The sequence below is a fragment of the Leptolyngbya sp. NIES-2104 genome (genome assembly GCF_001485215.1).
GTDB lineage: Bacteria > Cyanobacteriota > Cyanobacteriia > Leptolyngbyales > Leptolyngbyaceae > Leptolyngbya.
Window position 1 is genome coordinate 3,628,097 of the sequence record NZ_BBWW01000001.1, and the last position, 18,923, is coordinate 3,647,019.

Below are 18,923 nucleotides of genomic sequence, written 5' to 3' on the forward strand. Positions count from 1 at the left end.
TCGATTACACTCAAATCATGTCGATTCTAAAAAGAATGGTTCTAGATAGAGGAAATCAATTCCGATTTTGCCCTAAAATAGCGGGTTATGACGACAGATCAGAACGGTTCTTCTGGCGATTCTAATGCGTCTCTGTGGCGTGAGACTGCAACCCAAGTGGTGGATTTATTAATTCACTACAGCTTTGATTTGGGCGGAAATAATGCGCGGCAGTTAATCGATCGATGGCAATCGACCTACGCTCAGAATTGGATCAGATGGGCAGTAATCGAAGCCCTCTATCAAGGTCGATATAAAGCCGTATCTGTTGAACAAATTCTGCAACTTTGGCATCGCCGTCAACAACCCCGCTATCACTTCAATTACGAGTTTGAACGGTTAGTTTGCAACAAATTTCCACGCGATCTATCGCAACCTCTATGCTCAAAATCACCCCCTGATACAACCCTCCTTCCGGATCTTCCAGCACCGAGTCGAGCAAGTTTCCCCACCCCGAAGCCATCAGCAAATCCTTCTATTTCAGAACCTCCTCCTTGGGCAGAGTTGGCAGAACAAATTCAACAAGAAGAACCTCCTGAACTTGTGCCATCAAATAGTGCGATCGTGCCTTTGAAGGTTGATCACATCGAAGCTCCAGAAATTCTTTTAAACCGAGTCGCCAAACTTCAAGCAGGAGTCGAAGCTTTAATCGAGCAAGCTACTTCAAGCTTGAATGCGTCGAATGAAGCAATGAAAATCAAGTTGCAGCCGGAAGAAACGAAAGAGAAATCGATCGCTCCTGAAGAAGTGCCTCTAGAAATCACCGAAGAAGTTCATCCACCAATCCATCAATTCATGCCAACCGCAGCCGAAACGGAGTTTCACAGCAAATTGAAATCGGTTGTCGAGCAGGAAACCGCGATCGATTCTTAATTGTTTCGGAGTGATGAAATTCGCTTGACTCGCTCAAATAAATCCTCTAAGCTTGCGAATTAAGTTATCCTGCTGCGTTGAAAACTAAAGGATAACGCTGCCCAACAACTGAGCCAGCGTCGCCCAAAGAAGATCTCACCCAACTTTGAGCGACTAACCCCCAACGCTGTGAACACCAGCGCGGAGGCTTGAGGGATGATAACATCTCTTTGCCGCCCTGCTTCACGCTGCGAACCGGGGCGGCTTAGTTTTTGGGCTTTTTTCCATTAGAATTGGTACTCACGTATTAAAGGCTAAGCGAATGTTCCCGTTTCCAGCGATCGCTCCAGATGTTCTACTTCAGCAAGAATTAAAACAAGTTTATGCAAGTAAGCATGGAATTTTGTATCAAGGAGATTGCCTTAAGTTGCTATCAATCCTGCCAGATGACTCGATTGATCTAATATTTGCTGATCCTCCTTTCAACTTAGGCAAAGAATACGGAAAAGGTGTAAACGATCAGATGCAGGTCGATCAATATTTAGCTTGGTCATATCAGTGGCTTGATCAGAGCATTCGAGTTCTTAAACCAGGCGGCAGCTTATTTGTTTTCAATCTGCCTAGGTGGTGCATCGATCACGGTGCATATCTCAATCAAAAAGGAATGCTATTCCGACATTGGATCGCTTGTCGGATGCCAAAAGCCTTTCCAAGAGGCAAAAAAATGTCTCCGGCTCACTATGGACTGATTTATTACACTAAAGGAGAACCCGCCGTTTTTAACAAAGTCTACACACCCATTCAAGTCTGTCGCCATTGTGGAGGCGAGATTCGAGACTATGGCGGACATCGCAAGAGCCTCAACGAAAAAGGAATTAACTTGATGGATGTTTGGGATCTGCCAGAGGATGTTTGGGAAGACGCTTCTGAAGCTGCTCCAAATGAAGTGTTATGGACGATCGCTGAAGAGATGTGGACAGATATTCCTCCAGTTCGACATCGACGACATAAAAAACGCATCCCAAACGAATTGGCTCCAATCATGCTGGAGAGAATTATCGCAATGGCATCCATTCCAGGTCAGGTCGTACTTGATCCCTTTGGAGGGTCAGGAACAACCTTTTATGCCGCTGAGAAACTACACCGCTATTGGATCGGTTCAGAGATCGGCGATGTTGAACCTGCGATCGAGCGACTGACCGACCTCGCAAATGGCATCGTCGAACAGTGGGAATCAGCAAGAGGCAGCAAGAAACAGAAGCCCCGAAAACCAACTCCTTCACAGCTTCCAATTCCCTATTCCTAAATCAGAGCACGTCCGTCTGTTCCTTTCACGATCGTCGGTACATTGCTATCGATGTGGTCGTGCTCGATGACAAAAATGGCTAAAAAACCTTCTTCGATTCGCATCGATCGCCAAACATCGAAGTATGGCTCTAATTCTTCATAGTTACCAATGCGATCGGTAAGGTAGGGATAAAGCTTTCGACTTGGCAGAACCAAGACAGTTCCTAGAAAAACACCTCGTAGCAATCCAAGCACCATTTTATTCATCGATCGATGACTTGAAGAAATATTCCCTGTTTCCCATTCGAGCGCAAAAAGATGACTATCAAGTGCTTTCGTCGCGTCTACTTTGCCTGGGGAGCGAGTTGCATATTGGACTGAAGTTTCCAACTGCCAGCCAAATCGATCCTTTAAGGCAATCATGCAGGCTTCTTTAATCGGCTTAACTCCATTGCCGTGTTTTGCTGGGTTAATAGTAAAACCTTCAGACCCAGGAGGATGCACGATTAAGGCAATTGCTTGGCGAATTTCAGTCCGAATGATAGCCCAATCATTTGACTCTTCAAAATTTCCAACGCTAACTAAGGCGACTTCCTGAACAATCTTCATGGCGATTATTTGATAAATTGCCATGCAAGAATAGAGCAATTTTGCTAATTTGCTTGATTGATGTTCTCACAATCGATAGATTTTCGTTCTGCAATTCGTAATTTTGCCGATCGAGATCTCACGTTTTCCTGAATCTCATCTTCTTGAGCCACGATCGGCTTTTTCGTAATCACGGTTAGAAGCTCCGATTCTTTCATTCGATGTTTCACGATTCGGTCTTCCAAACTGTGAAAACTAATAATCGCTAATCGCCCCCCTGGTTTTAACCAAGTCGGCGCTTTTTGCATCAACGTTTCTAAAACCTCAAGCTCTCGATTCACCGCAATTCGCAAGCCTTGAAAGACACGAGTTGCCGGATGAATTCGACCGTAGCGATATTGTTTTGGAACAGAGTGCGCGATCGCGTCTGCGAGTTCTATCGTCGTCTTAAACGGTCGCCGTTCTACAATTCGTCTCGCAATTCGTCGCGATAATCTTTCCTCGCCGTAGGTGTAAAAGATATCGGCTAACTTCGACTCTTCCCAATGATTAATGATCTCGGCTGCGGTTAATTCCTGCCGCTGATTCATCCGCATATCGAGCGCCGCTTCGTGTCGGAAACTGAAACCTCGATCGGCAATATCAAACTGAGCCGAACTCACCCCCAAATCCGCCAAAATTCCATCAAACTTCGCTTCACCCGGATCAAACTCCGCGAAATTCGTATGGAAAAAGGTGACACGATCGCCTAACTTCTCCCGCGCTGCCGAGAGCGCAAATTCATCTTGATCGATCGCGGTTAATTTCACATCTGAAGCCGCTGCCAAAATCAGCGAACTATGCCCCCCTCCGCCGACCGTCGCATCGAGATACTCCCCGCCGCTGTGAATCGCCAGCTCTTCAATCACTTCGCGACTCAGCACAGGAACATGGAAAAACTCAGAACTCATGATAATTTCGCGATCGAGCCACGCACGACTATTGATTTCATTCTATTCGCGTCTAAGTGTAAATTGAATCCTGCACAAATTGATTCCAAACCCTTTGATCCGGCAAGATTCTCTATAATTAAGAAAGTGCAACAAGTGCCCACCAAGCCTTATTCCACAAGCTTGCCCTGAACCGTGAATCGAGAGGCAGAACACCGATGGCAATGATCGAAACCAAGACAGAACCCATGATCCTCAACATGGGTCCGCACCATCCCTCGATGCACGGGGTGATGCGCCTGATCGTCACGCTCGACGGCGAGAACGTGGTCGATTGTGAACCTGTAATTGGCTATCTCCACCGAGGCATGGAGAAAATCGCCGAAAACCGCACGACAATTATGTTCGTGCCTTATGTCAGTCGCTGGGATTATGCAGCGGGTATGTTCAACGAAGCGATCGTTGTCAATGCCGTTGAAAAACTTGCTGGGGTTGATGTTCCCAAACGTGCTAGTTATTTGCGGGTGATCATGCTGGAACTCAACCGCATCGCCAATCACCTACTGTGGCTTGGTCCGTTTATGGCGGATGTCGGCGCACAGACCCCATTTTTCTACATCTTCCGTGAACGCGAACTGATTTACGATCTGTGGGAAGCCGTTGCTGGCTACCGCATGATCAACCACAACTATTTCCGCATTGGCGGTTTGGCTGCTGATGTACCGTATGGCTGGGTCGATAAGTGTGCAGATTTCTGTGACTACTTTATGCCCAAAGTCGATGAGTACGAGCGCTTAATCACCGAAAACCCGATCTTTCGTCGTCGAGTGGATGGTGTGGGTGTGATCACTCGCGAAGATGCGATTAACTGGAGCTTATCCGGTCCGATGCTGCGGGCTTCGGGCGTGAAGTGGGACTTGCGAAAAGTTGACCACTACGAAAGCTACGATGACTTTGATTGGGATGTGCACTGGGAAACGGCAGGAGACTGCTACGCCCGTTACATCGTCCGAATCCGGGAAATGCGCGAATCGGTCAAGATTATCCGACAAGCACTGAAGGCACTTCCGGGCGGTCCGTTCGAGAACCTAGAAGCGAAACGGATGGCAGAAGGACCGAAATCTGAGTGGAATGGTCCTGAGTATCAATTCCTCGGTAAGAAGCTGGCACCGACTTTCAAAATTCCGAAAGGCGAACACTATGTTCGTTTGGAAAGCGGTAAAGGGGAATTGGGCGTGTATATCATCGGCGATGATAACGTCTTCCCGTGGCGGTTCAAAGTGCGGGCAGCCGACTTTAACAATGTTCAGATTCTCCCTTACTTAGTCAAGGGAATGAAGGTGGCGGATATTGTGACGATTCTCGGTAGTATCGACATCATTATGGGATCAGTCGATCGCTAAATTTTTCCTCAACTCATCGCGCTCAGGCAGGTGTAACAAACCTGCCTGTTTTATTGCTGGGTGTAACGGGTTCGATAAATCACCACATAAAGGGACGCGATCGACTCATTTTGCGCTAGGATGAGTCTCAGTCAATCTTAAGCATTCAATAAACTCTTTTTAATCGCTCTGCATCGTCGCAGAGTCGATATTCAGTTCTGATCCAAAGCGAAGAACTGAGCGATAAAACATCAATGTGATCTTTGTTATCGTCTGCTCACGGATATTCCTGCTGTTGCGTTAATTCGCTTGTATTAAGCCATGAGAGCGCTTCAGGTGTGAATCTATCGGACGATCAAGATTAGCGATGATCCCAATTATCGGAATTTGGTCGAGGCGGTTCTATTCGATTGAGCGTGTTTGATTTAACACTCTAAACTTCTGCGGCGGTGGCTGACAATCCTACTTTAGTCGGATTTCTTTTTGACTGGGGATCAGTAAGCGTAAGCCAGTTTTCGACTGCTTGCGGTTCGCACTGTAATTTCAGCAAAAACACTGAGTGAATGCACGAACATGCACTCTTGCAGAAAAAGATTGACTTTTTCTAAGTTAGACGCTATCAATAGTATGTGAACTGAAACGAAACCCTAGATGTAGCGTTTCACCTCAAGAGACCGTTTGAGTGCTTATCTATTTCTCGTAATCCCACTATCCTCACTGTTGAACCATGAAGTACCAAGAGCAGCTAACTCCCTGGGTTGTCTATCAAATCACTCCTGATATGCAACGCCAAGTTGTGATCCGGTTCCGTCGTCGTAACGATGCAGATTCTTATCTGAAAGTTTTGACTCAGACCCGTCCGAGCGCCAAGTTTATCGTGGCTTTCGATGCACCTCCGGTTGCGGCTCAATCTGCCAGCGAAGCAGCATTAGTGTAGTTTAGAAACACTAGGCGGACTGTGGTGTGACTCTAGTTTACGCACGATCGATTTCCTGGACACTAGACATAAGGCTAGATCTCGCTTCGATGAAATGACTTCGATTCGATTATTCTTTCCAGCTTGTTCAGTTTAGTACAGATACTCTACTCTGACTGACTGAAAAATGCAATAGATTAGAAGCGATCGTTTCTAGTGTTCAGGTCATGTTTGCTCAAGAAAATCAGTTTGTGGATGATTCGAGTCCACTTTACAATTTCATATCGCAACATCTTCGTGATGTCGGGCGAATTACGTTTGCAGAATTTATGGATCTGGCGTTGTATTGTCCACAGTTGGGCTACTACACCAGACCAAGAGAGAAAATTGGGGCGCAGGGTGATTTTTTCACCTCGCCCCATTTGTCTTCTGATTTTGGCGAATTAGTTGCGGAACAGTTGGCGGAGATGTGGCAGATTCTCGGTCAGCCTGATCCCTTTACTGTGGTTGAATTGGGCGCAGGACAGGGATTACTCGCGGCGGATGTGTTGCGATATCTTGATTTTAAGTATTCGGATTGTTTTCATTGCCTCACGTACGTCATCGGGGAAAAAGCAGCCGCGCACGTGGTGGAGCAGCGGTATCGATTGCGGCGTTGGACGGAGGCGGGAGTGCGGATCGAATGGACACCGATCGAGGAAATTCCCACCAATTCGATCACGGGTTGCGTTTTCTCGAATGAATTAATCGATGCGTTTCCGGTGCATTTAGTCGAAATTCGCGATCGTACGCTCAAAGAAATTTACGTTCAGCTTGAAGAGAATCGATTTGCCGAAACGATCGGTGATCTTTCTACTGAGCAATTAGCCGATTATTTTAAGTTCATTGGCGTTGATGTTTTGAATTTTGCCGATGGTTACCGGACTGAGGTGAATTTAGCAGCATTGGATTGGATTGAGACGATCGCGCAAAAGATCGATCGCGGATTTATTTTAACGATCGATTATGGCTACCCTGCGAATCGGTATTACAATCCGATGCGATCGCAAGGAACATTACAGTGCTATTACCAGCATAGTCATCACAACGATCCCTATATATATGTGGGAGAGCAGGATATTACGGCTCATGTGGACTTTACCGGGCTGCAATTAGCGGGAGAGCGATCGGGATTACGAACAGAAGGATTTACGCAGCAGGGATTATTTTTGATGTCGTTGGGATTGGGCGATCGATTGATGGAAATTACGCAAACGGAAGCCACCAGCACCCAGGATTTACAAAACCGATTACAACGCCGCGACGCATTACATCAGTTAATGAATCCAATGGGATTAGGTGGCTTTGGTGTTCTGATTCAAAGCAAGAATTTGAGTCAAGACATTCAATTGAAAGGGTTGATGCAGCGAATTTGAGCGATCGTGGGTTGATAAATTTTTCGCTTCGCTTTGGGTGGGTTGCGCCCCCTAAATCCCCCATTCTGGGGGACTTTGAAGGATGAGCAAGTTCAGGTTTCGGTGGCATTCTTTTGGAGAAGACCATTCTGCTGTCTAAGCCCGAAAGCATCTGTTATGTGAGCCTTCCCTCGACTACAGATTTTTTCTGTTGTCAAAGTCCCCCACTCGTGGGGGATTTAGGGGGCTTCCCGGATTTTGAACGAAGCGAAACTCTACCGATCGCATCAAAAAGGAGTGAACGAATTAAACGATCGCTGCATCAAGTCTGCTGCTAGTTTCCTGCAACCCGTCTCGAATCTCTGATTTCCAAGCGAACGGGAGCAACGCCGCTATCCATCAGACCCAGAACACGAGCCGCACCTGCCGACAAATCAATCACGCGACCCCCGGAGAAAGGACCTCGATCGTTGATTCGTACTGATACTGTGCGCCCGTTATCGAGATTTGTCACTTGTACGATCGTGCCAAACGGTAACGTTCTGTGAGCCGCAGTTAAAGCATTTTGATTAAAACGCTCACCACTCGCGCTCATATTGCCGTGGAAACCGGGACCGTACCAGGATGCCATCCCTGTCACGCGAAACCGGATGGGACCCAGTGCAACCTCTTGAGGGGCGCGTCTGGGACGGTTCGCCACTTGGCGTAGGGGTTCAGCATTGCCGAGTAAGCGGCGGAGACGATTCGCGACTTGGAGCGCGTCTTGTTCTGGATTGCGGGTCGTATCCGGGAGCATCGTCTGAGGATCGACCGCAACGATCGTTTGTTTGTTTGCCTCGATCACGAATTGATCGCCGGACTTGGTTTCGTTCCATCGAACGGTGATTTTGCGGGCATCGACACCCTCCCGTTCGAGTTGATTTAAGCGGGCTGCGATCGCGGTTGCACGAGCGATCGGGTCTTGAGATGGATTGGAAGAATTCTGGCGCGGCTGGGTGCTGGATTCGACCGGGGTAGTGGCACCGTATTTGAGCTTCGCGGCTTGGGTAGGAGTCGCCTGCACTTCACCGACTTTCACTTCGGTAGAGGAGTTGCGGGACTGACCGACAAAGGTAAGAACTGGAATGTTTCGGACATAGAGGGTGGCGGCTTTACGCCCGTTGACCTCGTGCGAGTGGATGGTCGCGATCGAGTCATCGGCTTGAGTATTCTGTTGTTCGCCGAGCTTCACCGTATCGGACGATCGCGGGGAAGACGGTCGGGGAGTTTCAGGCTCCGTAGATCCTTGGCTGGCTGCTGGAGTAGATTCTGCGAGGACAGAAGCGACTCCGATCGTACTGGTTGCCAGTAACGCGGCAGTCAAACCGCTAATCAATTTCTGATTCATATATCCTTTGTGAGATTCACTTCAAACTTTGAGTCCGAGATGTGGCGGTTTGCCAACTGACACAACTTAAGCTGTGCTAACTCGTACTCGCTCCGTGTTCACTCCTGAGTTCAGAACTGCAACAGACTAGCATGAAGTTTTTACCCAGGGGATCAGGGTAATGTCTGTCTGAAATAAAACTTCACACTTTCTTTAAATTTTGATAAGGGCTGAAATCGTTGCTCTGAGGCACTTTTACCGCATAGTAGCGGAAATGAACCTTTTCTAGCTTCATCAGAACTTTACGATAACTTCATACAACTTGTGAGGTATGCTGATGTTTTGCAGATTTAATCGGCAAGCATGGATTATCGGGAAGCGGGCGTAGATGTTGAAGCGGGACGGGCGTTTGTCGATCGCATTCGCGATTCTGTCAAGCGTACATACCGTTCTGAGGTTTTAGGCGGGTTAGGTGGATTTAGCGGTTTGTTTCAGTTGCCTTCCGGGTATCAAGAGCCTGTCTTAGTTTCAGGAACCGATGGCGTTGGGACGAAGTTAAAACTGGCACATCAGTTAGATATTCACAACACGGTTGGAATCGATTTAGTGGCGATGTGTGTGAATGATGTTCTGACGTGTGGAGCGGAGCCGCTGTTTTTCCTTGATTACGTTGCAACGGGAAAATTGCTACCGGAACAGCTTGCAGCGGTCGTTGAAGGAATTGCTCAGGGCTGTGAGGCGGCTGGCTGTGCGCTTTTAGGCGGCGAAACTGCGGAAATGCCCGGATTTTATCAGCAGAATGAGTATGACTTGGCGGGCTTTTGTGTGGGAATTGCTGAGAAGAGTCGGATTTTGAATGGATCGCAGGTGCAGATTGGCGATGTCGCGATCGCATTTCCCAGTTCCGGCGTTCACAGCAACGGCTTTAGTTTGGTGCGGAAGATTGTGATCGATCGAGGTTTTGATTGGAGCGATCGACCCTCCGGACTGGGTGGCGCAACATTAGGAGAAGTGCTACTTACACCGACGCAAATTTACGTAAAACCAATTTTGGCGGCGTTAAAGGCTGGAATTGAAATTCACGGGATGGCTCATATCACTGGGGGCGGATTGCCTGAGAATTTACCTCGGTGTTTGGGTCCGAATCAGACGATCGACGTTGATCCGCACTCGTGGGAGACTCTACCGATTTTTCATTGGTTAGCCAGTGAAGGGAAAGTCTCACCCAATGCGATGTTCAATACCTTTAATATGGGGGTGGGATTCGTGGTGGTTGTTCCGAGTGAGAGCGTTGATCGGACTTTGGAATTTTTCCAGTCTGAAGGGTTGAAGCCTACTCAAATTGGAACGGTTGTTCCCGGATCTGGTGAATTATTAGGATTGCCTGAATAAGTGCCAAAAGCAAGAAAACAATTCGGTCAACATTGGCTAAAAAGCGAAAAAGCTTTGAATAAGATTGTCAGTTCTGCCGAATTGACAGACAGCGATCGCATTCTCGAAATCGGTCCCGGAACGGGCATTCTCACCCGTCAGTTATTGACACAAGCTGGTGCAGTGATTTCAGTTGAAATCGATCGAGATTTGTGCCCGATCTTAGTGCAGAAGTTTGGAAAGTTTGAGAATTTCCTATTACTTCAAGGCGACTTTCTAACACTTGATATTGATCAATTATTAGAGCCATTTCCCGCGTTTCAAAATCCTCGAAAAGTTGTTGCGAATATTCCTTACAACATTACAGGACCGATTTTAGAGAAATTATTGGGCACGATCGCTGATCCAAATCTGCATCCGTTTGACTCGATCGTCTTGCTGCTTCAAAGAGAAGTTGCACTCCGAATCTGTGCCAATTCAAATTCATCTCACTATGGCGCGTTGTCGATTCGAGTTCAATATTTAGCGGATGCTGAATTTATTTGTGATGTGCCAGCGAAGGCATTTTCGCCACCTCCGAAGGTCGATTCTGCGGTGATTCGATTGAAACCAAGAGCGATCGACAATCCCGCCGCAGATCCTCAAAAATTAGAAACCTTGATCAAACTCGGCTTTTCCAGTCGGCGAAAAATGCTGCGAAATAATCTGAAAAGCGTGATTGAAGTTGAAGAATTGAACGCTTTACTAGAGCAATTAAATATCAATCCACAATCACGGGCAGAAGATTTAAGCGTTCGAGAATGGATTGAATTAAGTGATGCGTTCGTTAGGAACACGTCCGCTCGTAATATCCGCTAACTCGTTCTTTCACACAGCGCTTTTTCTCATACCTAACACAATATTTTGTTTCTCGCCAAACTAATCTTGCATCTCGCTCCTGCTCAAACGTTCTGCTGTCAAACGTTGCGGAAAACTTGCCAGTTTCGATCGATTGTTTTCCGCGTCTAATTTCATATTCAAACTGATTCTCGCCTGGTCGAACTGCGAGAAATTTTCCTTCATGTCGATCGCCAAATCGAATCACAAACCCTTCAGAAACATCGCCGTTAAAATATTCTCGATCGGTAAACGGCTTTTGTTCCCCCGCAAATCCAAACGTGACATTCCGAACCACTGCCCGTAATTCTGGTGCAGGTTGAGTCGATTTCGAGAAAAATCGTGCACTGGTTGAAGGTGACAGTTCTCCCGGACATTCACCCGTGAACCGAATTCCAACTAAGGAAACCGCAGCCTGACGGGAATCTCCAGCGCTTCGACCATCAAATAAAAATCCTACCAGCGGTAAATCTTGTGCGTGTCCTGTTGTTACCGCAACCATCACCGCAACGATCGCTAAACTGATTAAGCCTAGAATTTTTTTCATTACTCTTACCGTTGTGAATGAAGCAGGATTTCTATCTATTTCTTTCTTCACGTAACCTTAGAAAGATCGGTGAAAAATGTCGTAAAAATTAACGGGTGAAATGATTCCAACCGTCCCTGATAATGAAATAGGTCTTGAAGCGGCGAAGTTATGCGATCGTATTCTCTAATTGCACCTGCCAAAATTAATCTCTATCTGCAAATCGTCGGCGATCGTCCCGATGGCTTCCACGAGTTGGTTATGGTGCTGCAAAGTATTGAACTGGCGGATCGAGTCACCGTACGATCGCGCTCGGTGGAAGGCGTTCTAGTGCATTGTGATCATCCTGCGGTTCCGGTGGATCAGACGAATTTAGCGTATCGAGCCGCAGAATTGATGATGCGAGAATTTCCAGATGTCTATGCGAAATTTGGCGGAGTTGAAATCGATTTAGAAAAGAGAATTCCAATGGGCGCGGGATTAGCAGGCGGTTCGAGTAATGCCGCTGCGGTTCTCGTTGGAATTGATCTGATGTGGAACTTGGGATTAACGCAGTCTGAACTGCAAGATTTAGGAGCAAAACTTGGATCAGACATTCCATTTTGCGTCTCCGGTGGAACAGCGCTCGCAACCGGAAGAGGCGAAAAGCTTGCACCTTTAACGGGGTTAGACAACTTCTATGTTGTGTTAGCAAAATATCGAGAGTTGTCTGTTTCAACGCCTTGGGCTTATCAAACTTATCGCAAGAATTTTGGAGAAACTTATCCAAAAACACCGCAGGAAATTGACGCGAAAAAAGCTCGATCGAGAGAAATCCTAAATGCGATCGCGCACCGTGATCTTAAACAAATCGGTCAGCATCTACACAACGATTTAGAGCAGGTTGTATTGCCGGAATTCGGCAAAGTTCAACAGTTACGGGAGCAGTTTGCACAATTAAGCTCAGTTGGCACGATGATGTCAGGATCAGGATCGACCGTGTTTGCACTGGCGGAATCGCGATCGCAAGCTGAGGAAATGAAGAACGCAATGCGATCGAACATTCCTGATTCAGATCTCGATCTTTGGGTGACAAAATTGAGTCAGTGCGGCGTACATTTAGCAAATCATTAAAAGGAAAACCGATGACAAATTCACCAGAAAAATCTCAAATGCCAACGCCGTTACGGTGTTTTATTGGCGCGATCGTGGCGGGCGCTTTGGCGTATGCGATGTATAACATGACAAGTGCGATCGGGCTTTCATTTGCAACAAAACCGATTCATGCTGATAGTTTAGTGGTTCAACGCCTTTCTTCAGCGGTTAGAACTTTGGTTGTTGGAATGAGTGCGATGGCAACTGGAATTTTCGGACTTGCTACGCTCGGACTATCTGGTTTAGGAATTCAGTTAATTTTTCAGAAACCTGAGAGTCAATCTGATAAGTAATCGCAATTCTGAAAATGATTCGGGATTGCGACAGTTCGAGATTAGGTGTTTTAGAAATCTTGCGCTTCGTTTATCTTCCGCCCCGAATTCCATTCCGGGACGGAAGATAAACGAAGCGAGTCACTCTAAAACGTGCTTTAATCCAAACCCCGATCGGTAACCGCACCCAAACTACTCGACGACACCAATTTGGCGTATTTCGCTAACACACCTCTGGTATATCTCGGTGCAGGAGGTTGCCACGCTGCACGACGCTTCTCTAGTTCCTCTTCCGGCACATTCAATTGCAGCAATCGAGCGTGAGCATCGATCGTAATCTCATCGCCTTCTTGCACAAGCGCGATCGTTCCTCCAACAAAAGCTTCTGGCGCAACGTGACCGACCACCATTCCATAAGTCCCACCAGAGAACCGCCCGTCGGTGATCAATCCAACCGAATCACCCAAGCCTGCACCAATAATCGCAGAAGTTGGAGCCAGCATTTCCCGCATTCCCGGACCGCCTTTTGGACCTTCATAGCGAATAACGAGGACATCACCTGCATTGATCTTGTTTGCCAAGATTGCGGTTAAACAATCTTCCTCGGATTCAAACACCCGTGCAGGTCCCGTAATCTTCGGATTTTTTACACCCGTGATTTTTGCGACTGATCCTTCAAGCGCTAAATTGCCCTTGAGAATGGCTAAGTGTCCGGTTGCGTACATAGGCTTATCCCAAGGACGAATCACATCTTGATCGGCTCTCGGTTCAGTGGGAATGTCTTTTAGCCGTTCCTCGATCGTTTCTCCCGTAATCGTCAAACAATCGCCGTGAAGCAATCCATGCGCTAACAGCATTTTCATCACCTGCGGAATTCCGCCCGCTCGATGTAAATCTGTTGCCACATAGCGTCCGGACGGTTTGAGATCGCACAGTACCGGAACCCGTTCGCGAATCACTTCAAAATCGTCGATCGTTAAAGGAACACCCGCAGAATGTGCGATCGCTAAAAAGTGCAACACTGCATTGGTCGATCCACCGACTGCCATGATGACCGAAATCGCATTCTCGATCGATTTCCGAGTAATGATGTCACGCGGCAAAATCTGATTCCGAATTGCCTCAACTAAAACCTTTCCAGCGAGTGCAGTATTTTCCGCTTTCTCAGGATCAACAGCGGACATCGTAGAGGAATACATCAAACTCATGCCCATCGCTTCAAACGCCGATGACATCGTATTCGCCGTATACATTCCGCCACAGGAACCCGCACCCGGACACGCACTTCGCTCCACCGCATACAGCATCGATTCTTCGATCTTGCCTGCGCTGTACTGTCCAACTGCTTCAAACGAACTCACAACGGTTAAATCTTGTCCGTCTAAATGTCCAGGTTTGATCGTGCCACCGTAGACAAAAACTGCTGGAATATTCATTCGCGCCATCGCGATCATGGCTCCCGGCATATTCTTATCGCAACCACCGATCGCTAAAACTCCATCCATACTCTGAGCATTACAGGCAGTCTCGATCGAGTCTGCGATCACATCCCGCGACACGAGCGAGTATTTCATGCCCTCGGTTCCCATCGAAATGCCATCGCTCACCGTAATCGTGCCAAACATCTGAGGCATTCCGCCTGCCGCTCGAATTCCAGTTTCAGCTTCGACCGCTAGAGGAGCAATTCCCATATTGCAGGGGGTAATCGTACTATGGGCACTCGCAACACCGACGATCGGCTTGGTGAAATCGGTATCACTAAATCCGACAGCACGAAGCATGGCGCGATTAGGAGAGCGCTGAACGCCTTGAGTAATGGCTTGACTTCTTAAGTTTTCGGGCATGGTAGTTCTCTCGATCGGAGGATCACAGATCGATCATTCTAGAGCGATTCTGTTCCAAACCGCAGAACTTACCAACGTCGTTTAGAAATCTGGCGGGCTGCAAAAATTCCACCAAGGAAACCAAATAAATGTCCTTCCCAAGAAATGCCAAATTGTCCCGGCAACACGCCCCAGATAATCCCGCCGTAGAGTAAACCGACTGCGAGAGAAAGCGCGATCGATAACGCACTCCGCTCAAAATAAGCCCGCGACAGTAAAAATCCGAAATACCCAAAAATCACGCCGCTTGCCCCAATATGCAAGCCCGATGCGCCCAATACCCAAACGCCAAGCCCACTCAAAACGGTTACGAGCGCTGTCACTTTGAAGAACTCAGGAATGCCGCGCAGCATGACAAACCAGCCCATCACAACGAATGGGATTGTATTGCTGATTAAATGCCGAAAATCGCGATGTAAAAATGGTGCTAATAAAACACCTCGTAACCCAACAAAGTTACGAGGATAAATTCCCAGATAATTCAGTCTGCCACCGAGGGCAATATCGACCACTTCGACGAGCCACATGATTCCAACGAGCGTTCCGAGGATTGCAATGTGGGCTTTAATTTCGTCTCCGATGCTGCTCGGATTGTTGGGATCTCGTCGCGTCATAAAGGGTTCTGTGTTAGAGGTAATCCTGTTGTAGCACAGACTTCTTAGCGGTTAGGACGCAATTGCTGGAGTTTGTATTTGTTGTGCATATTGCATCAATCGACGAATCCGTTCTTCGGTCGGGGGATGGGTGCGAAACAGCGATTGCAATCCTTGAGTTGAAAGCGGATTCACGATCAAGAGCGGTGACATTGCTGGATTACCGTGCATCGGAATTTCATGCCCGATCGTTTCTAATTTCTCTAGCGCACTCGCCAACGCTAACGGGTTTCCGGTGATTTCTGCTGATCCTTGATCCGCTGCAAATTCACGAGTCCGAGAAATTGCAAATTGAATCAATGCCGCCGATAACGGAGCCAGAATAATCAGAAATAACAGCCCGATCGGGTTTGAGCCGCGTCGGCTATCTCGATAGACCGGACCATACAGCGCTCCGAAGGTTAGTATCCGACCGAGAAACGTAATCGCACCTGCGATCGTGCCCACAACCGCTTGCGTTAACGTATCGCGATTCTTGACGTGAGTTAATTCGTGAGCCAGAACGCTTTCTAATTCTTCAGGCGATAACAGTTCGATAATGCCTTGTGTGACTGCTACAGCAGCATGATTTGGATCGCGTCCGGTCGCGAACGCATTCGGGGATTTGGTCGGAACCAAGAAAACTCGCGGCATCGGGAGTTCAGCTCGATCGCAGAGTCGTTGTACCATGTCGAACAATTCTGGAGCTTCGGAACGCTCGATCGGTTGTGCCGCATACGAAGCGAGAGCCACTCGATCCGAGTAGTACCAAGAGCCTAAACTGCTAAATGCCGCGAAAATAAGTCCTAGAATAAGACCTTGTTCATCACCCACGAGATAGTATCCGGCAAGTACAAAAATCCCGCTCAAGAGTCCGAGCAGTGCCGCTGTTTTAATCTGATTTCCACCAAACATATCTAAAGCATTACGTTTAATGTGCGCTCTGATTATCGGATTCTCAAACGTGGATGAACTCTATCAGGTGAATGAATCGCTGTTGTTCTAGAGGATGAATTTTAACCATGACATTTCGGATCGGCTGTGCAATTTGGGCGTATAAACCGTGGGTGGGCGATCTATTTCCACCTAAAAGTAAGCCGAGCGATTTTCTCAATCTCTACAGTCGGCGGTTTACCTGTGTCGAGGGCAATACGACCTTTTATTCAATTCCCGATCGCACAATCGTCGATCGCTGGAAGTCCGAAACGCCATCCGGTTTCAAATTCTGTCCGAAACTTCCAAAAACATTGACGCATTCTGGGAAGCTTGCTTCTTCAATTTCTGGAGCCTTGCAATTTTTAGAATTGATGCAGCGATTAGACGATCGCTTAGGCGTTCTATTTGCACAATTGCCTCCAAGCTACAGTCCCGCAAATTTCAACGATTTAGAAACTTTCTTACGCGGTTGGAAAGGTGCAAAGTTAGCGTTAGAAGTTCGACACCAGCAATGGTTCAAAGAGCCATACCGCGCCCAATTAAATGAACTATTAAAAGAACTCAATATTGGGCGGGTTCTGCTCGATACTCGTCCGATTTACGAATGCGAAGACGATCCGCAGTTAGAGAGTGAACGTAAAAAGCCGAGAGTGCCATTACAGCCAGATATCACTGCACCATTTAGCTTAGTTCGCTACATTAGCCATCCAGAGATCAATCAAACGTATTTAGAAGAATGGGTGAAATGGGTCGATCGAACTTTAAAGCAGGAAACTGAAGTCTATTTTTTCGTGCATTGCCCAGTAGAAGAGCGCTCTCCCCAGAATGCCCGTGAGTTCCAGCAACTCCTCGAACAAGCTTCAGTTTCGGTGCCTTCCTTACCTTGGAATCAGCTTGAACCCCCAACTTCACAGATGAGCTTGTTTTAACCCTGCAAACAGCGGATCGCCTCTAACAATCCCCGTGCCTTGTTCAGGGTTTCCTGATACTCGCTCTCTGGGACAGAATCTGCAACCAATCCTGCACCTGCTTGGACTTGGACTCGATGTTTTCCATTGCCCTGATCGCGTACGACCATTGTCCGAATCGCGATCGCGCTATTCAATTGCCCCTCAAAATCGTAGTACCCGTAAGCTCCAGAATAAACGCCACGCCGACAAGGTTCAAGAGTGTGAATAATCTCCATGGCTCGAATCTTCGGCGCACCGCTCACGGTTCCCGCCGGGAATCCCGCCTTCAACAAGTCCCAAGCCGTTTTATCCGGTGATAGCTGTCCGATCACATTACTCACAATGTGCATCACATGAGAGTAACGCTCAATCACCATCAATTCATCGACTTTCACCGTTCCATTAATGCAGACGCGCCCTAAATCATTGCGCCCTAAATCCACTAACATGACGTGCTCTGCCACTTCTTTAGGATCAGCCAGTAAGTCTTGTTCTAGAGCGAGATCTTCCGCGTGAGTTTTCCCCCGTTTGCGCGTTCCAGCGATCGGGCGAACGGTTGCGATCTTCGGTTCAGTCGGATCGATCGATTGTTCTGCTTTGACCAGAACTTCTGGACTTGATCCAATGATTTGCCAATTGTTGAAGTGAAAATATCCCATGTACGGCGAGGGATTGATCAATCTGAGCGATCGATATAATGCAAACGGTTCTCCGATAAATTCCGAGTTCAACTGTTGAGAAATCACGACTTGGAAGATGTCGCCCGCTTTGATGTGTGCTTTTGCGGTTTCAACACTGGCGCAGTATTGTTCTTTGGTCGTGTTGCTTGTCCAGGAAATCGCAGAATCATTGTTCGGCTGCCAAGAAAGCAATCGCGTTTTCTCAGGCAGCGGAGATTGCAGTTTACTCACCAATTGAGAAACGCGATCGCAGGCTTGCTGATAAGCAGTTTCTAAATCGGTATTCGGATCGCGCAAATCTGCATAAGCGATCGCCCAAATTTTCCGCTTCACCTGATCAAAGATCAACACCTGATCGATCTGCATCCACAATCCATCCGGCAAATCGTCTTCAGTGGCTTCATAAATCGGCACACGCGGCTCGATCCATTTGATTAGCTCATATCCCCAAAATCCGAACAATCCCCCAATTCCTGGCGGCAATTCTGGCAGTTTCACCGGATGATACGGCGCTAAACATTGGGACAATGCCGCAAACGGATCACCCTCGAAAACTTGCTGAGTTCCGTCTCGATGCGTTTGCGTTGTGCGATCGCCTTTTGCTTCCAAAACCCACAGCGGATCGCATCCCAAAAAACTATATCGCCCGATCGTTTCTCCGCCTTCAACTGATTCGAGCAAAAAACTATACGGTTGCCCATCACAGACGCGATACCACGCGGAAACAGGCGTATCCAAATCGGCAACCCATTCCTGATAAACCGGGACAAAATTTCCTTGCTGTGCGAGTTGTTTGAACTGAGAAAAATCAGGAGAAATCATAGAACTATTTTGAGCTTGGCTTTAAAGCATACAAGCTGACTTCGCTCAGAAACACAAGAGGAGCCAAACCTTAACCGGGTGGGCTAAA

18 protein-coding genes are annotated in these 18,923 nt (G+C 47.5%); 10 read left to right on the forward strand and 8 right to left on the reverse strand.

The genetic code is table 11. From position 1 onward, the window contains the following. Positions 1–87: 87 nt before the first annotated feature. Positions 88–912 (forward strand): hypothetical protein, encoded by an 825-nt coding sequence (locus tag NIES2104_RS17215; protein ID WP_058999509.1) that lies wholly within the window; start codon positions 88–90, stop codon positions 910–912. 301 nt (positions 913–1,213) lie between these two features. Further along, complete coding sequence (locus NIES2104_RS17220) at positions 1,214–2,197, forward strand: site-specific DNA-methyltransferase (protein WP_058999510.1); 984 nt, start codon at positions 1,214–1,216, stop codon at positions 2,195–2,197. On the opposite strand, the gene NIES2104_RS17225 is transcribed toward NIES2104_RS17220, so the two are convergent. Beyond that, positions 2,194–2,811, reverse strand: coding sequence for a hypothetical protein (locus tag NIES2104_RS17225; RefSeq protein ID WP_202815086.1), 618 nt, complete (start codon positions 2,809–2,811; stop codon positions 2,194–2,196). The two genes, NIES2104_RS17220 and NIES2104_RS17225, sit on opposite strands and share 4 nt — an antisense overlap. Positions 2,812–2,831: 20 nt before the next feature. Next, positions 2,832–3,716: a 16S rRNA (cytosine(1402)-N(4))-methyltransferase RsmH gene (gene rsmH, locus NIES2104_RS17230; RefSeq protein ID WP_058999511.1), complete on the reverse strand. Its 885-nt coding sequence runs from the start codon at positions 3,714–3,716 to the stop codon at positions 2,832–2,834. Positions 3,717–3,913: 197 nt separating this feature from the next. On the opposite strand from rsmH, the gene NIES2104_RS17235 reads away from it, so the two are divergent. The 3 genes from NIES2104_RS17235 to NIES2104_RS17245 all read left to right on the forward strand — a co-directional run bounded on the left by NIES2104_RS17235 (position 3,914) and on the right by NIES2104_RS17245 (position 7,408). Then, complete coding sequence (locus NIES2104_RS17235; protein ID WP_058999512.1) at positions 3,914–5,098, forward strand: NAD(P)H-quinone oxidoreductase subunit H; 1,185 nt, start codon at positions 3,914–3,916, stop codon at positions 5,096–5,098. Positions 5,099–5,804: 706 nt separating this feature from the next. Beyond that, the gene (locus NIES2104_RS17240; RefSeq protein ID WP_058999513.1) at positions 5,805–6,014 is read left to right on the forward strand and encodes a hypothetical protein; all 210 of its coding nucleotides are present in this window, start codon (positions 5,805–5,807) and stop codon (positions 6,012–6,014) included. Between the two features lie 206 nt (positions 6,015–6,220). Continuing rightward, positions 6,221–7,408: a class I SAM-dependent methyltransferase gene (locus NIES2104_RS17245; protein WP_058999514.1), complete on the forward strand. Its 1,188-nt coding sequence runs from the start codon at positions 6,221–6,223 to the stop codon at positions 7,406–7,408. A gap of 313 nt (positions 7,409–7,721) precedes the next feature. Here the strand turns inward: NIES2104_RS17245 and NIES2104_RS17250 are convergent, their stop codons facing one another. Beyond that, the gene (locus NIES2104_RS17250; protein ID WP_058999515.1) at positions 7,722–8,774 is read right to left on the reverse strand and encodes a septal ring lytic transglycosylase RlpA family protein; all 1,053 of its coding nucleotides are present in this window, start codon (positions 8,772–8,774) and stop codon (positions 7,722–7,724) included. A 342-nt stretch (positions 8,775–9,116) separates the two neighbouring features. On the opposite strand from NIES2104_RS17250, the gene purM reads away from it, so the two are divergent. Together purM and rsmA are read left to right on the forward strand one after the other, a co-directional pair. Continuing rightward, entirely contained in the window at positions 9,117–10,145 is a 1,029-nt protein-coding gene (gene purM, locus NIES2104_RS17255; protein ID WP_058999516.1) for a phosphoribosylformylglycinamidine cyclo-ligase, read from the forward strand. Further along, on the forward strand, positions 10,146–10,982 hold the full coding sequence (rsmA, locus tag NIES2104_RS17260) for a 16S rRNA (adenine(1518)-N(6)/adenine(1519)-N(6))-dimethyltransferase RsmA (protein WP_058999517.1): 837 nt from the start codon (positions 10,146–10,148) through the stop codon (positions 10,980–10,982). On the opposite strand, the gene NIES2104_RS17265 is transcribed toward rsmA, so the two are convergent. Continuing rightward, a complete protein-coding gene (locus NIES2104_RS17265) occupies positions 10,951–11,547 on the reverse strand; it encodes a hypothetical protein (protein ID WP_058999518.1) in 597 nt (198 codons plus the stop codon). The genes rsmA and NIES2104_RS17265 overlap by 32 nt on opposite strands. Before the next feature lie 150 nt (positions 11,548–11,697). Here NIES2104_RS17265 and ispE point away from each other — a divergent pair, with 150 nt between their 5' ends. Together ispE and NIES2104_RS17275 are read left to right on the forward strand one after the other, a co-directional pair. Beyond that, complete coding sequence (ispE, locus tag NIES2104_RS17270) at positions 11,698–12,639, forward strand: 4-(cytidine 5'-diphospho)-2-C-methyl-D-erythritol kinase (protein ID WP_058999519.1); 942 nt, start codon at positions 11,698–11,700, stop codon at positions 12,637–12,639. An 11-nt stretch (positions 12,640–12,650) separates the two neighbouring features. Then, on the forward strand, positions 12,651–12,953 hold the full coding sequence (locus tag NIES2104_RS17275) for a DUF3082 domain-containing protein (RefSeq protein ID WP_058999520.1): 303 nt from the start codon (positions 12,651–12,653) through the stop codon (positions 12,951–12,953). Between the two features lie 137 nt (positions 12,954–13,090). Here the strand turns inward: NIES2104_RS17275 and ilvD are convergent, their stop codons facing one another. From ilvD to NIES2104_RS17290, 3 genes are all read right to left on the reverse strand, one after another. Further along, positions 13,091–14,776 carry a dihydroxy-acid dehydratase gene (gene ilvD, locus NIES2104_RS17280; RefSeq protein ID WP_058999521.1) on the reverse strand — a complete coding sequence of 562 codons (1,686 nt, stop codon included), beginning with the start codon at positions 14,774–14,776 and terminating at the stop codon, positions 13,091–13,093. 68 nt (positions 14,777–14,844) lie between these two features. Continuing rightward, complete coding sequence (locus tag NIES2104_RS17285) at positions 14,845–15,429, reverse strand: rhomboid family intramembrane serine protease (protein WP_058999522.1); 585 nt, start codon at positions 15,427–15,429, stop codon at positions 14,845–14,847. A gap of 51 nt (positions 15,430–15,480) precedes the next feature. Beyond that, positions 15,481–16,362 (reverse strand): zinc metalloprotease HtpX, encoded by an 882-nt coding sequence (locus NIES2104_RS17290; protein WP_058999523.1) that lies wholly within the window; start codon positions 16,360–16,362, stop codon positions 15,481–15,483. A gap of 107 nt (positions 16,363–16,469) precedes the next feature. Here NIES2104_RS17290 and NIES2104_RS17295 point away from each other — a divergent pair, with 107 nt between their 5' ends. Further along, complete coding sequence (locus tag NIES2104_RS17295) at positions 16,470–17,312, forward strand: DUF72 domain-containing protein (protein ID WP_058999524.1); 843 nt, start codon at positions 16,470–16,472, stop codon at positions 17,310–17,312. On the opposite strand, the gene trpE is transcribed toward NIES2104_RS17295, so the two are convergent. Continuing rightward, on the reverse strand, positions 17,309–18,835 hold the full coding sequence (gene trpE, locus NIES2104_RS17300; RefSeq protein ID WP_058999525.1) for an anthranilate synthase component I: 1,527 nt from the start codon (positions 18,833–18,835) through the stop codon (positions 17,309–17,311). The genes NIES2104_RS17295 and trpE overlap by 4 nt on opposite strands. Positions 18,836–18,923 lie beyond the last annotated feature (88 nt).

Coding starts and splice junctions, on each gene's coding strand:
- NIES2104_RS17220 (WP_058999510.1), top strand. CDS start 1,214: ATGTTCCCGTTTCCAGCGATCGCTCCAGATGTTCTACTTCAGCAAGAA.
- purM (WP_058999516.1), top strand. CDS start 9,117: ATGGATTATCGGGAAGCGGGCGTAGATGTTGAAGCGGGACGGGCGTTT.
- NIES2104_RS17290 (WP_058999523.1), bottom strand. CDS start 16,362: ATGTTTGGTGGAAATCAGATTAAAACAGCGGCACTGCTCGGACTCTTG.
- NIES2104_RS17285 (WP_058999522.1), bottom strand. CDS start 15,429: ATGACGCGACGAGATCCCAACAATCCGAGCAGCATCGGAGACGAAATT.
- NIES2104_RS17215 (WP_058999509.1), top strand. CDS start 88: ATGACGACAGATCAGAACGGTTCTTCTGGCGATTCTAATGCGTCTCTG.
- ispE (WP_058999519.1), top strand. CDS start 11,698: ATGCGATCGTATTCTCTAATTGCACCTGCCAAAATTAATCTCTATCTG.
- ilvD (WP_058999521.1), bottom strand. CDS start 14,776: ATGCCCGAAAACTTAAGAAGTCAAGCCATTACTCAAGGCGTTCAGCGC.
- NIES2104_RS17295 (WP_058999524.1), top strand. CDS start 16,470: ATGACATTTCGGATCGGCTGTGCAATTTGGGCGTATAAACCGTGGGTG.
- rsmH (WP_058999511.1), bottom strand. CDS start 3,716: ATGAGTTCTGAGTTTTTCCATGTTCCTGTGCTGAGTCGCGAAGTGATT.
- NIES2104_RS17265 (WP_058999518.1), bottom strand. CDS start 11,547: ATGAAAAAAATTCTAGGCTTAATCAGTTTAGCGATCGTTGCGGTGATG.
- NIES2104_RS17250 (WP_058999515.1), bottom strand. CDS start 8,774: ATGAATCAGAAATTGATTAGCGGTTTGACTGCCGCGTTACTGGCAACC.
- NIES2104_RS17225 (WP_202815086.1), bottom strand. CDS start 2,811: ATGGCAATTTATCAAATAATCGCCATGAAGATTGTTCAGGAAGTCGCC.
- NIES2104_RS17240 (WP_058999513.1), top strand. CDS start 5,805: ATGAAGTACCAAGAGCAGCTAACTCCCTGGGTTGTCTATCAAATCACT.
- NIES2104_RS17245 (WP_058999514.1), top strand. CDS start 6,221: ATGTTTGCTCAAGAAAATCAGTTTGTGGATGATTCGAGTCCACTTTAC.
- NIES2104_RS17235 (WP_058999512.1), top strand. CDS start 3,914: ATGGCAATGATCGAAACCAAGACAGAACCCATGATCCTCAACATGGGT.
- trpE (WP_058999525.1), bottom strand. CDS start 18,835: ATGATTTCTCCTGATTTTTCTCAGTTCAAACAACTCGCACAGCAAGGA.
- NIES2104_RS17275 (WP_058999520.1), top strand. CDS start 12,651: ATGACAAATTCACCAGAAAAATCTCAAATGCCAACGCCGTTACGGTGT.